Annotated in this window: 14 protein-coding genes; 6 read left to right on the forward strand and 8 right to left on the reverse strand. The window is 62.7% G+C overall.

Annotated features, from left to right (window positions below; translation table 11 throughout):
* The first annotated feature begins 104 nt into the window (after window positions 1-104).
* Together ISS99_RS11230 and msrA are read left to right on the forward strand one after the other, a co-directional pair.
* Window positions 105-623 (forward strand): adenine phosphoribosyltransferase, encoded by a 519-nt coding sequence (locus ISS99_RS11230; RefSeq protein ID WP_204631719.1) that lies wholly within the window; start codon window positions 105-107, stop codon window positions 621-623.
* 33 nt (window positions 624-656) lie between these two features.
* Window positions 657-1,313, forward strand: a complete 657-nt coding sequence (msrA, locus tag ISS99_RS11235) for a peptide-methionine (S)-S-oxide reductase MsrA (RefSeq protein ID WP_204631720.1) — start codon at window positions 657-659, stop codon at window positions 1,311-1,313.
* Window positions 1,314-1,352: 39 nt separating this feature from the next.
* Here the strand turns inward: msrA and ISS99_RS11240 are convergent, their stop codons facing one another.
* The 5 genes from ISS99_RS11240 to ISS99_RS11260 form a co-directional block, all read right to left on the reverse strand.
* The gene (locus tag ISS99_RS11240; RefSeq protein ID WP_204631721.1) at window positions 1,353-3,551 is read right to left on the reverse strand and encodes an alpha-N-acetylglucosaminidase; all 2,199 of its coding nucleotides are present in this window, start codon (window positions 3,549-3,551) and stop codon (window positions 1,353-1,355) included.
* An 18-nt stretch (window positions 3,552-3,569) separates the two neighbouring features.
* A complete protein-coding gene (asnB, locus tag ISS99_RS11245) occupies window positions 3,570-5,459 on the reverse strand; it encodes an asparagine synthase (glutamine-hydrolyzing) (protein WP_204631722.1) in 1,890 nt (629 codons plus the stop codon).
* A gap of 1 nt (window position 5,460) precedes the next feature.
* On the reverse strand, window positions 5,461-6,984 hold the full coding sequence (locus ISS99_RS11250; RefSeq protein WP_204631723.1) for an ArnT family glycosyltransferase: 1,524 nt from the start codon (window positions 6,982-6,984) through the stop codon (window positions 5,461-5,463).
* 48 nt (window positions 6,985-7,032) lie between these two features.
* Window positions 7,033-7,302 (reverse strand): lipid-A-disaccharide synthase N-terminal domain-containing protein, encoded by a 270-nt coding sequence (locus ISS99_RS11255; protein WP_204631724.1) that lies wholly within the window; start codon window positions 7,300-7,302, stop codon window positions 7,033-7,035.
* A 66-nt stretch (window positions 7,303-7,368) separates the two neighbouring features.
* A complete protein-coding gene (locus ISS99_RS11260; protein ID WP_204631725.1) occupies window positions 7,369-7,674 on the reverse strand; it encodes a lipid-A-disaccharide synthase N-terminal domain-containing protein in 306 nt (101 codons plus the stop codon).
* 211 nt (window positions 7,675-7,885) lie between these two features.
* Between ISS99_RS11260 and ISS99_RS11265 the strand changes: the two genes are divergently transcribed.
* Entirely contained in the window at window positions 7,886-8,260 is a 375-nt protein-coding gene (locus ISS99_RS11265; RefSeq protein ID WP_204631726.1) for a YciI family protein, read from the forward strand.
* A gap of 58 nt (window positions 8,261-8,318) precedes the next feature.
* Here the strand turns inward: ISS99_RS11265 and ISS99_RS11270 are convergent, their stop codons facing one another.
* Complete coding sequence (locus ISS99_RS11270; protein ID WP_284343712.1) at window positions 8,319-9,230, reverse strand: ion channel; 912 nt, start codon at window positions 9,228-9,230, stop codon at window positions 8,319-8,321.
* Between the two features lie 124 nt (window positions 9,231-9,354).
* Here ISS99_RS11270 and ISS99_RS11275 point away from each other — a divergent pair, with 124 nt between their 5' ends.
* Both ISS99_RS11275 and ISS99_RS11280 read left to right on the forward strand, forming a co-directional pair.
* Window positions 9,355-10,074, forward strand: a complete 720-nt coding sequence (locus tag ISS99_RS11275) for an HAD family hydrolase (protein ID WP_204631728.1) — start codon at window positions 9,355-9,357, stop codon at window positions 10,072-10,074.
* 8 nt (window positions 10,075-10,082) lie between these two features.
* Window positions 10,083-10,271: a CPXCG motif-containing cysteine-rich protein gene (locus ISS99_RS11280; protein ID WP_204632643.1), complete on the forward strand. Its 189-nt coding sequence runs from the start codon at window positions 10,083-10,085 to the stop codon at window positions 10,269-10,271.
* 3 nt (window positions 10,272-10,274) lie between these two features.
* On the opposite strand, the gene pncA is transcribed toward ISS99_RS11280, so the two are convergent.
* Window positions 10,275-10,913 carry a bifunctional nicotinamidase/pyrazinamidase gene (pncA, locus tag ISS99_RS11285; RefSeq protein WP_204631729.1) on the reverse strand — a complete coding sequence of 213 codons (639 nt, stop codon included), beginning with the start codon at window positions 10,911-10,913 and terminating at the stop codon, window positions 10,275-10,277.
* An 82-nt stretch (window positions 10,914-10,995) separates the two neighbouring features.
* Between pncA and ISS99_RS11290 the strand changes: the two genes are divergently transcribed.
* Complete coding sequence (locus tag ISS99_RS11290) at window positions 10,996-11,382, forward strand: hypothetical protein (protein WP_204631730.1); 387 nt, start codon at window positions 10,996-10,998, stop codon at window positions 11,380-11,382.
* A gap of 33 nt (window positions 11,383-11,415) precedes the next feature.
* Here the strand turns inward: ISS99_RS11290 and cls are convergent, their stop codons facing one another.
* Complete coding sequence (cls, locus tag ISS99_RS11295) at window positions 11,416-12,816, reverse strand: cardiolipin synthase (RefSeq protein ID WP_204631731.1); 1,401 nt, start codon at window positions 12,814-12,816, stop codon at window positions 11,416-11,418.
* Window positions 12,817-12,883 lie beyond the last annotated feature (67 nt).

Raw genomic sequence — 12,883 nt, forward strand, 5'->3', positions numbered from 1 at the left:
TGTTTGGCGGCACTCGGGCCGGGCCGATAGGTGCCGGCAGGTATCCTACCTGCCGCGCGACGGCCAGCCTGGCCGCTTGCACACGTATGACTGGAGTCCAGTGCATGACATCGTTTGAGAACCTGATCCGCGCGGTGCCGGATTTTCCGAAGCCGGGCGTGATCTTTCGTGACATCACGCCCATGCTGGCCGATGCGGCCGCCTTTGCAAGCTGCATCGACGCCATGGTCGAACCCTGGCAGGGCAGCGGAGTCCAGGCTGTCTGCGGCGTCGAATCGCGCGGCTTTATCTTCGCCGCTGCAATGGCGCAGAAACTGGGCGCGGGTTTCATTCCCTTGCGCAAGCCGGGCAAGCTGCCGCCGCCGGTGATGCACGCGGACTACCAGCTCGAGTACGGCACCGACCGGCTTGAAGCAAGGGTCGATACCCTGCGCCAGGGCGAGCGTGTGTTGCTGGTCGACGATGTACTGGCTACGGGCGGCACTCTGGGGGCGGCGCGCAACCTGCTCGGGCAGCTTGGCGCCGAACTGGTGGGGGCGTCGGTAGTGATCGAGTTGCTGGCCTTGCAGGGAAGAAAACTCTGGCCGGAAAACATTCCGCTACATACCTTGCTGCATTATTGATACCCGCCGGTCCGAAGAAAGGAGGATGTGGTCATGCTTGGCATCGGTGCTTGGAAACAACGCATGCCTCGTCCCGAAGAGGCTTTGCCCGGGCGCGAGCAGGCGCTCGTCCCCGAAGAAAACCATCACGTACTTGGCGGCGCCTTGCAGCCCGAGGCTTTTCCGGGCAGCGAGAGCGTCGCGTTCGGCATGGGTTGCTTCTGGGGTGCGGAGCGCAAGTTCTGGAACCTGCCTGGTGTGCTCACCACGGCGGCGGGATATGCGGGCGGCTATACCCCCAACCCCAGCTACCGCGAGGTGTGCTCGGGCATGACCGGGCATGCTGAAGTCGTGCGGGTGGTTTTCGACCCGGCCAGGATATCGTTCGACACTCTGCTCAAGACATTCTGGGAAAGCCACGATCCCACCCAGGGCATGCGCCAGGGCAACGATGCCGGCACGCAATACCGTTCAGCCATCTATACGTCCACGGTGGCCCAGCTCGACGCGGCGCAGGCTTCGGCCAGGCGTTTCCAGCCGGTATTGACGCAGGCCGGCTATGGCAACGTCACCACCGAGATCGTCATGGCAGGCCCCTTCTACTTTGCCGAGGACGATCACCAGCAGTACCTGTCCAAGCATCCGGACGGCTATTGCGGGCTGGGTGGCACGGGCGTGTCCTGTCCGATCGGGCTTGCCGCTGCGCCCTGATCCTTCGCAGAAGATCGGGCCCTGCCACGCTGGCGTCGCTCAATGAACCGGCAAGTGCAGCACTTCCGCGACCAGGCTGGCGATGGCGTAGGCATCGCCAGCAGGCTGGTCGGTGTAGTGCTGCGTTCCGTGATTCCATGCATCGCCCATGGCAAACCAGTCGATCTGTTTGGGCGCCGTGCCGGTGCGCAGCGCATCGTCCAATGAACGGAAGTAGGTTTCCCAGCGCAGGCGGTAATAGTCGCGGGTCAGGCCGGCCCAATCCTTGTTGCCATAGTCGTGCAGGCCGCCATCCTCGCTGGCCTTGCGATCGCCCCAGGTGGTGAGCAGGGATCGGGCATCGTATGCCAGTCGTGTGCCTTCCTCCGGTGTCGAGGCCCAGGAGTCGACGCGTGCCAGCCAGCTCCCGACCAGGAAGAAACGATTGCTGGCCAGCAATTGATCCTGCAAATCCATCAGTTGTAGCCAACGCCGGGTGAGGGCTTCGAATCCGGTGCGATCCTTGCCTTCATAAGCAGTCTTGATCCGAGGCAACAGTGCGCGGCTTTCGTTCGCCAAGGTCTGGCGCGCGACGTCCACCAGGTCGTATTGATAGGTGTCGCTGTCGCGCAAGGCCGGCGCAACTTGCAGCAGTTCCGGCAACGCCTGCTTGAAGATTTCAGGATCGTAGCGCATGCCCTTGGGCGACCAGGACGAGGCGCTGCGTGCATCGAGGCTGGGCTGCGCATCGAACAGCGATTCCTGCGCCGCGTCGCGCTCGCTGTCGAAATCGACGTTGTCCATGTGGATGTCGTAAGCCGTGTTCAACAACACTTTCCACGCAGCTAGTGCGTGCGGATCGGCCGCACCGTAGCGACGCAATACATAGTCGCCGGTCCATTGCGCGAGGTCGACCGGATCGCTGCGCCAGGCCATTTCGGTGAACAGGTCCAAAGCAAAGGGATTGGTACCCATGCCTTCGGTAAACACCGCGGTGCCTGCCAGATTTTGGTTGGTATGGTGCTGAAGCGGCAACTCGTCGACGATGTTGCGCGTGTTCGCGCCCAGCGTGGTGCACCCGCCGAATTCCCACAGGCCGCCGAACAGATAGGGCGCGCCCTGGAAATCTTTCTCGCGGTCATCGTGCGACACGCGTTCGCGGCCGATATCGACAATCAGCACGTGTTGGCGGTCGATGCCGCTGAGCAGATCCTGGCGCGGATTGCCGTGCCAGGCCAGCATCATCCAGTGCGCGTCGGGGTGTGCGGCCAGCATGGCGTTCTGCACGGCGCTTGCAGCGGCGGGCACGGGTACGTCGCCGGATTTGCCGCCTTCCTGGAACACCTCCATGTCGTAGATGCTGCTGTCGCCATACAGCTCGTGCTGATGCCGGTAGAACGCAGTCGCGAGTTTGGCAAACATCGGGTCGCGTGGATCGAGCCAGCCAGGTCGCGTAAAGCCCACCCACTCGCCTTGCGGTATCACGTGGGCGTGCGGAAATTTCTTCTGGAAGTCGGCTGGCACGATGCCGTAGAAGCCGGGGAAGACCGGTGTGATGCCGAGCTCGCGCAGGCGTGCCACGATCTTCTGTGTAGACTCGGCGCGTTTGCGCATCAATGCCAGGCTGATCGGCCCGTTGAAGCAGCACATATTGCCCATCAATTGCCAGTTCTGATGCGCGGGCTGGGTGATCCAGGCGCGAACTTCATCATCCGAATAGCCGACGTCGCGAAAGGTTCGATAAAGCACACTGTCCATGCCGCGTTCGATCAATACGGCATTGATGCCGGACAGCGCCAGCACGTCGATCTCGCGCTGCCAACGCGGCCCATCCCAATAGGCCGTGGTGTAGCCATCGACGTTTTCATTCAGCGCATAACGGTATGTGTAGGGCGTTTCCCGTTCGATCGGGGTCTTAGGCAACGGAAAGGGGGCAGAGCCGATACGATCGCCGTTCGGCGAGATTTGTACGTGCGCGACGTATTTCAGATACCAGTTCACGCCGAACAGCAGCGCGCTGGGCGTGCTGCCTTCGACCTTGATGCGGTCGTCCGCAGTGGAGATGCGGAAGCGTTCGTGGTCACGAGCAGGGGGCAGGGTGCTCAGCGTGAATTGCTGTGCTTGATGTGGCAGCAGGCGCAACAGCAACGCTTGCGCAGGGTGGGTATCGAAGGCGGGTGCCTGCGCGGCCTGGGCTATCGGATTCCATCCGAGTGCGGCGACGGCCGCAAGCCAGAAGCAGGCAGTGGATGTACGCATGGCGCTTTCCGGGCGGTGTCAGAGCCCTTCACTGTATACCTTGACGTCCTCGCTCACCGATTCACTTTGAAAGCGCGAGAACCACATCAGCCACTCGCTGAGTACGATCAGTGTCCAGATGGCGCGGGCATGGTCGTTCAGCCGCGCCTGATGTTCGGCAAGCAGCTCCAGCGCTGCATCGGTGTGAATGCCGGCATCGGCCAGTACGGAACTGGACAGGCGCGCCTGCGCCCACCCGTGCAGCGGTTCGCGCAGCCATGCCGCCAATGGCACGGATAAACCGCGCTTGCGGCGCGTCACGACCGACTCGGGCAGATATCGGCGGGCATAGCGTTTCAGGAAGGCTTTGGTGGTCAGGCCGTGCACGCGCGCATCGAGCGGCAAGTTGGCGGCGAACTCGATGACGGTTTGATCGAGGAACGGTGCGCGGATCTCCACACCATGCAACATGCCGCCGCGATCGGCCTTGGCCATCAAGGCATCGGGCAGCGAGTGATCGAAGTCGTAGCGTTGCAGTACATCGATCAGGCGGCTGGGATCGTGCGCGGTCGGGTCTTTGGGCGGGGTGACACCGAGTCGGCGCAGCCACTCCGGACCGATGCTTGCGGTCCACAACAAGTGGCGCGCCAGCCCGTCGAGTTCCTGTCCGCGAATGAATCGCTTGAGCAGAAAGGACAGCGTGACTTTCTTGTCGCTGGCAGGCAGGCTTTCGATCAATCGCTGTGAGAGCGTGCGGATCGGCTTGGGCAAATGCGTGTACAAGCTGGACCAGCGCGCGCCCAGATAGGTGGGATAGCCGCCGAACAGTTCGTCAGCGCCTTCGCCCGCCAGCAGCACGCGCACGTCTTGCGCGGCGCGGCGCGTCACCATCGACAGCGGGATCCAGGCCGGATCGGCCAGCGGTTCGCCGGTAGCTTGAATCAATTGTCGCAGCGCGCCGGGAACGTCGCCTGCCTCCACTTGCACCGGCACGAAATCGCAGCCGAGCTGTGCGGCGATGGCGGCGGCATCCTGTCCTTCGTCGAACGATGCTTCGCCGAAGCGAATGCAGTAGGCGGAGATTTTTTTCTCGGGGCGCAGATCGCGCGCCACCGCCGTCATCAGTGCGGAATCGATGCCGCCACTGAGCAGTACGCCGTAGTCCACGTCGATGTCGCTTTGCCGGAACACGGCTTCGCGAAACACCGGATCGAAGGCGGAAGGTTCCGGTTCTTTCGCCGCCGGCGGCTTGGCCGGAAAGTCCCAGTAGCGCACGTGACGCGTGCCCGACGGTTCGATCACGATTATTTCGCCCGGGCTGACCTTGTGGTGGTTCTTCACCAGGCTGTCCGGAGACGGGCAATAGCCGGAGCGCAGATAGCGGGCCATGCCGTCTTTATTCAACTGTGCAGCGGTCTTGGCCGCCATCAATGCGGCCAATTCCGAGGCGAAATAGATCGCATCGTCCGAGGTGGCGTAATACAGGTGGCGTTCGCCGGCACGATCGCGCGCCAGAATCAGCCGCTGCGTGCGGCTGTCCCACAAGGCCAGCGCGAACACGCCTTGCAAGTGCTTTAGAAACTCCAGGCCATATTCGAGATACAGCGGCGCGATCACCGCGACGTCGGTGCTGAGCGTGATGTGATGGCCGGCTTCTGCCAACGACTGGCGCAATTGCCGGTGATTGTCGATTTCACCGTTGCAGGCCACCACGATTCCGGCTTCGTGTTCGATCAGCGGCGGCTGATGCTGATCCACGCCGCGGATGGCCAGGCGATTGCAGGCCATCACCAGTCGTTCGCGCTTGGCGAAAGCGTCGCCGTGCGGTCCGCGATGCGACATGGCGCGCAACACGTTACGGACTTTTTGCCCCGCTTCTGGAACCGGCTGGTTTCCGTCAAGGCTCAATATGCCGCAGATACCGCACATATCAGGGCTCTACCCGTTCCAGTACGCGCTTGCGCCAGCTTCCCACGCGAGTGACGTCGTGCACCTGGCAGGCCTTCAGCAATGGATCGACGCGGTCGGGCGAGATATACGAATCGATCACGACCAGCGCCGATGGCCAGCTATGCAAGGCGTGGCACAGCGATTCGCCTGCTTGCGGTGCATTGAGAGGAATGCCGTAGACCGGTTTGTCCAGATACATGCGTACGCCCCACGGCGTTTCTTCTTCGATGTAGTAATCCTCGTCGGTGTTCTCGATGAAGATCATGGTTGCGTAGCTTTCCGGCGAAACCTGTTCGCTGAGCTGTTTCGCCATCAGCCGGTTGTCGTTCTCTGAATGCATGAAATAGGCGCCGTAGGCTTTGGCCGAGAGTAGTGCAATCACCCAGATCAGCAACCAGATCCGCTGCTTGGTGCGGTGAAGGTCGACGGCGTGGCGCAATGACAACGCCACCATCAGCGACAGCGGCATGAACAGGGGCAGCAGATAAAGCGGCAATCGCGACTGGGCCAGGCAGAACACCACGAAAGGCACGATGAACCACAGCGCGAGGAAATATTCGGTTGAATGGCTGCTGCGCCAGGCTTTCCATGCCTGCACTGACACGGCTGAGCGCAATCCGCGGGCCGCGCTGGGCCACCAGGGCAGGATGCCGAGGGCAAGCGTCGGCACATAGATCAAGGCCCAGCCCAGGGCGCCGGCATGCCGGTGCTGGGCACCGGTAAACAACCGGTTGTAGACCTCCTGATGCAGGAAGTAATGCGGCAACCACGGGTTGCGCAGCATCACCACCACATACCAGGACGCGCCGATCGCCAGGAACAGGATCAGTCCGCCGGGGTTGAAATAGCGGCCCAGTCCGCGCCAGCCGTCGCGCGAGACGATGTAGGGAATGATCGCCAGCAGCGGCAGCAACCCGGGTGGCCCTTTGGTGAGAAAGGCCAATCCCCAGCCCAGCCACATCAGCAGTACGTAGCGCTTGGCGGGGCGAGGGCCCTCGCCGAAGGCGGCGAGCACGAAGCCGAGCATCGCGACGGCTTCGCTCAGCGTCAGAAAGACATCGGTGCTAATGATATTGCTGGTGAAGAAGGGGAACGCGGAGCAGGCGTAGACCAGGCCGGGCAGCCAAGGCTTTTCGGGGACCAGGCGCCGGCCCATGGCGTATAGCGCCAGGATGGTCAGCAGGAACGCCAGCGCATAGGGTGTGCGCGCCGCCCAGGCATTGCGCCCACCCAGTTTCATGGCGCCAGCGATGATCCAGTAGGTGGTCGGAGGCTTGGAGAAGTTCACTTCGTCGGGGCTGTAGCCGGGCACGAGGTAATTGCCGGTGTCGAGCATCTGCAGCGACGCGTCCACGTAGCGCCCCTCATCCGGCCCCCACAGGCCGCGCGAACCCTGGAACGCGAATCCCAGCAGCAGGCTCAGGCAGATCAACCAGAACAACGGCCGAAAGGCCCCAGGTACGGGCTGGGACCGCGAAGGCTCGCGGAGGTGGTCGTTCGGCATGGGCGAATCCAGAAAGCGAAAGATCAGGGGCGTGAGTGCGAAAGGCGCTCAGCCCGGGTCGGGGCGTTTGCGCAGCATTTGCAGGTTGCGCAGGAAGATCATCAGGGTGATGGTCTCGCCGATGATGAAAACCGGTTCGCGCCGGTGAATGGCATAACTCAGCAGAATCACTCCGCCGGCTACGCTCAGGTACCAAAAAGCGTCAGGAATCAGGCTTTTACCTCTCGATTCGCTGTACAGCCACTGCACCAGGAAACGCGCGCCGAACAAGGCTTGCCCGGCAAGGCCTGCGCCTATCCAAAGGGTATCTACCGACATACGGCCCTCTTGCGGCGGAGCGGAAACGTGAAAGACCCGAGCGCGACCAGGCACCCGGCGCAGGCGTCAGGAAACGGTGGGCGTTGAGCCATTGGCCAGCTCCTTTTTTTCACGCAAACGCATCTGGAGGTTGCGCAGGTAGATCAGCAGGCCTCCGGTTTGTCCTGTAATGAATACCGGATCTTCCTTATGACAGGCATAGCAGAACAGGAAGAACCCTCCGGTTACGCTGGCGTACCAGAAGGCCATCGGGATCACGCTTTGCCCCTTTTGCTCGCTGTAAAACCATTGCAGCAGGAAGCGGGCGGTAAAAACGGTCTGGCCGACCAGACCGAAGATCAGCCAGCCATTGCTAAACATTCCCATTCGCATTACTCAAGAAATCAGGCTTGCAGCATCGCAAACCCAGGGAGTGAACTTTATGACAGACCGGCCCCTCCGGTCTGTCGGGGGCGCATCGTTTCCGGCCCATCCCAGGCCGCAAGCTTACCCGATCCCCCGTCTGGGCTATGGATTCCGGGGCGAATCCTGGCCTAGTCTTTGGCCGTTGTCGACATTGTCCCCACGATTGAGCGAGACCCTCATGAAATTCCTGGTCATGATCTACAACGACGACGCATTGATGGATGCGCTGCCGCCCGGCCAGTACGACGAGATGATGAACGGCTGTTTCAAGCACGCGGACGAACTGCGCGCCGACGGCCATCTGCTGGACTCCATGCAACTGCAGCCCCCGGCGAAAACCAAGACCATCCGCGTGCGCAACAACCGCACCACCATCATCGACGGGCCGTTTGCCGAAACGCGCGAGTACCTCGGCGGCTTCAACCTGATCGAGGCCGCCGATATCCACGAGGCGGTGCGTATTGCGCAGAGCTTCCCGTGGGCGGCGACCGGGTGCATCGAGGTGCGGCCGGTGCACGATATCGATGCGGAGCGGGTGCGGGTCGGCGCATAGCCGGTTGCATCCCTCGCCCTTCGGCGCTGTCTGTTGAAGCAGTGGGTGCGGCGGGTCGTCAAACGCCGTCCTGCTGCTCGTCTTCCAAGGGCATGACTTCGTCGAAGATGGTGTAGTCGATCACGTTCAGGCCGTTCTCGTCGCGGCGCACCAGATCGACATAGCGGTGGTTCCAGCGGACTTCCTTGATGCCCCATTGATGGCGGGCCAGCATCGATTGCGAGGTGGTCTCGTCGGTACCCTCGATGGTCAGCAGCAGGGTCGTCTCGGTAGCTTCCAGTTCTTCCTGCGTGATGCCGTACAGCGGGCTTTGCTCGTCGATCACGTGCATCACGTTCCAGCTCAGCATGAAGACCGGGTGGTGATCCCGCACCAGTTTCATGTCCTCGATGCGGCGCAGCTGGAAACCCTCGGGCGTGACGTGGCGGCGTAGCAGGTGCAATTGGGCCGAGGCCTGCGCGATCAGATTCAGGCGCATGTTGGCCGCGCGCATCATCAGCGTTTGCTTGCCATCGATCATGCGCACCACCGGGTTCCTGCCGAACAGGATCTTGGCCCGCGGGCGCGAAAAGCGCGCAAAGATCAGGCCGGTAACCACGGCAATGTTGCCCATGCCCAGGATGATCTCCGCCGTGGCGACGACGTGCGTGTAGATCGACTGCGGGTGCATGTCGCCATAGCCCACCGTGGCCAGGGTTTCCACGCTGAAGAAGAACGCACCGGCCAGGCCCTTCGGGTATTGGTTAGCGATGCCGTGCGGGTCGACCTGGTAAATCATCGCGAAGATCGCGTTGAAGATCAGGAACACGCTGGTGGCAAGGCCGAAGAAAACCGGCCAGCTGACGGTCAATGCGCGGTGGTAGAAGTCGTCCCACGCGCGCTCGGGCAGTCCTTCCGACACGAACGGACGACCGCCGATCTGCACGACGCGCGGCCGTGGCCGCAGCCAGAAGAACGGATGTCCAGCCACGTGGGATTTCCTCCTGAAAGATGCGTTGCGGACAAATTGTAGCGCCGCGGCGGGGGGCCTACGCTGCATCGTGCCGGCGGGAGGGGTAAGCTAATCCACCCATTGAAAAAAGCCGTGACGTTTCATGCTCAAGCTCATCGGTTTCGACGGCGACGACACGCTCTGGCACAGCGAGGGCTATTACCGCGAGGCGAGCGCTCAATTTACCGCCGTCATCGGGCGCTACGTCGATGTCGGTGACGAGCAGGTGCAGGCCGCCATGCTGGCGACCGAGCGGCGCAACCTGAAGCTGTTCGGCTATGGCGCCAAGGGCATGACCCTGTCGATGGTGGAGACCGCCATCGCGGTGACCGAGGGCCGCATCTCCGCCGCCGACATTCACCAACTGGTGGAGGTGGGCAAGTCCGTGCTGCAACATCCGGTGGAACTGCTGCCCGGCGTGCGCGAAGCGGTGGCCGACGTGGCGCGCAGCCACGAGGTAGTGCTGATCACCAAGGGCGACCTGTTCCACCAGGAAAAGAAAGTGGCGCAGTCGGGCATGGCCGATCTGTTCCGGCGGATTGAGATCGTGTCGGAAAAAGACACCGCAACCTATCGCCGCGTGCTGGCCGAATTCGCACTGGAACCGGCGCAATTTGCCATGGTGGGCAATTCGTTGCGCTCGGATATCGAACCGGTGATCCGGCTGGGCGGTTGGGGGGTGCACGTTCCCTACCATGTGACCTGGGAGCACGAGATGGAAAACGGCCTGGGCGAGGCCGATGCGCCGCGCATGCTCACCGTTGACGAACCGGCCGGCATCCCTGCTGCCGTCGAGCAACTGGCACGGCGGACTGCAGCCTGATGGACCCGATGCTCGCCACGCGCCACGTCCTGTGTCCGTATTGCGGCGAGCGCATCGAGATCGTGATCGACGCCTCGGCAGGCGACCAGCAATACATCGAGGACTGCCAGGTATGCTGCTGCCCGATCAGCGTCGAGGTGCGGATCGACGAGGATGGGCACGCCCACGTAGGCGTGGCCGGCGAAGACGAGGCTTAGGCCCTAGGCCAGCGAGTCAGCCGATTCGACGATGCCGATACCTGCAGCTCGCAGCGTTGCGCGCGTGGCTTCATCGCTATCGGGCGTCACCGGCCGGGTAAGGTCCCACAGCAGGTGTGCACGAAAACCCAGGGCTTGCGCATCCTGCACGGTCCACAGCACGCAGACGTCGCGTGCCAATCCGGCCACGTAGACTTCATCGACACCGCGCTCGCGCAGCCATCCCGCCAGCCCGGTGCTGGGGCGGCTGCCGTCGGGGCCGTGGTTCTCGCGGAAGCCGCTATACGAATCCACCTGCGTGTCGCTGCCTTTGCGCAGGATCAGGTCCAGCGAAGACCAATCGATCGCCGGATGCAGCGCGGCCCCCGCCGTATCCTGTACGCAATGGTCCGGCCACAGTGTCTGCGGGTGGCCGTGCAGCGGGATCTGCTGGAACGGTTGCGTGCCGACGTGGCTGCTGGCAAAGGAAGCGTGCCCGCGCGGATGCCAGTCCTGTGTGGCCACGCAATGCCGGAACAGGCGGCGGCGCAGCAGGCGGTCCGCGCCCGGCACGATGGCGTCACCTTCGTGGCAAGCCAGCGAGCCTCCCGGCATGAAGTCCGGTTGCACGTCGACGAGGATCAAGGCGGCATGGGTTTGCATGGGAAGGCTCGCGAAAGTACCGCAAGATTCCACTGCCAAACGACGGCATAATGCAAGCGATAAATCCTTGGAAGCGGCGGCAATGCACTACGACCAATCGTGGATGGGCTATGGCATGGTGGGTGGCGTGGAAGCCGGCGCGATCAGCGCGGCCGCTGCGCTGGTGCTGTACCTGATCGTGCACGTGATTGGCCGTCGCGACGGTTGGAGTCCGCTGAAAAAACTCGCTATCGCATTTCTGTTGGCCTTGTTGCTGACCGCCAGCGGCGATACCTGGGACCTGTTTTATTTCAACTACAGCCAGATTGAATCCGTGCAATTGCTCAAGGCCAAGTTGGCCGCGGTGCACGACCCGGACAACATCGGCGTGCGGGTATTCTGCGAGCTGATCGGTGCAATGGTAGGCGCCGGGGTGGGCTGGATCGTGAAGGGTGGCGATTGGCGGCGCTTGTTGCGCGGCGGCGACTGATTTCGACGCGTCGCCGTCTGCACGCGGCGATGCTCACAGGATCGGGTCGCACAGTCGCGCCAGATGCATGGCCAGGCGGCGCCAATAAGGCGCTTTGCGGTACTCGTCGCGTTTTACTTCCACCGCGCGCGAAAAATCCTCCAGCAGCATGCTTTCCACTCGTTCGGCGAAGGCGCGGTCCACGTTCAGGGCGCCGACTTCGAAATTCAGGCGGAACGAACGATTGTCCAGGTTCATGCTGCCGACGCTGGCGCCGTCGTCGTCGATCAGAATGACCTTTTCGTGGATGAAGCCGGGCTGGTAGCGAAAAATGCGGATGCCGGCGCGAATGGCATCGTAGGCATGCAGGGTGGAGGCCAGGAATACGGTGCGATGATCCGGCCGCGAAGGAATCAGCACGCGCACGTCGACGCCGCGCAGCACGGCCAGGCGCAATGCCGACATCACGGCCTGGTCCGGCACGAAATACGGCGTGGTCAACCACAGCCTTTTGCGCGCGGCGTTGATCACCGTGGTGAAGTACAGCGAACAACTTTCCTGCGGGTCGGCCGGGCCGGTGGCGGCAATCAAGGTGTAGGTGTCGCCCTGCGCGGGCCGCACCGGCAGGATCGGCGGCAGTTCGCCGGTGACCCAGTGCCAGTCCACGGCAAAGCTGCGTTGCAGGTCCAGCACGGCCGGGCCGCTCACTTGCAGATGGGTATCGCGCCAGGGCGCCAAGGGTGGCGAAAGGCCCAGGTATTCGTCGCCCACGTTGAGGCCGCCCAGGAAACCTACCCACCCGTCCACGACGACGATCTTGCGGTGATTGCGGAAATTGAGCTGGAAGCGATTGCTGAAGCGCTGGGTGGCGAAGGGATGAATGGCGACGCCACCTCGCCGCAGCGTTTCCACATATTGCTCAGGCAAGGCGTGGCTGCCGATGCCGTCGAACAGCACGAACACCTTCACGCCGGCGGCGGCGCGTTCCAGCAGTGCGTGCTGCACGCGACGGCCGAGCGCGTCGTCGTGGATGATGAAGAATTGCATCAGGATGCATTGCTCGGCCTGTGCAATGGCCTTGATGATCGCTTCGAACGTCGCATCGCCATTCACCAGCAGCTGTACCCGCTGGCCGCCGTGAAAGTTGTTGCCGAGCATCCGCGTGAGGGCGGCATAAGGCGCACACGGTTCCGGTACTTCGGTGCGCTCCCCGCGCAGCGCCGCCTGTGAAAGCCGCCGCTGATGCACGCGATGCAGGGTGATGTAGCCCTGGAAATGGCTGCGCCCGAGGTAAAGGTAAGGGACGAGCGTGAGATAGGGCAGCAGCGCCAATCCGAACGCCCACGCAAACGCGCCTTGTGCCGTGCGCGCGTGCATCACGGCGTGCATCGCGGCCAGCATGCCCGCCAGGTGCAGCAGCATGACGAGCAAGGTGAGAGTCTGAGTGAGGCTCATGGAGCGTAGGCGATGGCGATTTGGGGCTTGAGTATCCGGAGCGGACGTGGAGACAGGTTAATCGAAC

Origin of the sequence: Dyella mobilis, from assembly GCF_016904945.1 — a bacterium.
Classification (GTDB): Bacteria; Pseudomonadota; Gammaproteobacteria; order Xanthomonadales; family Rhodanobacteraceae; genus Dyella_B; species Dyella_B mobilis.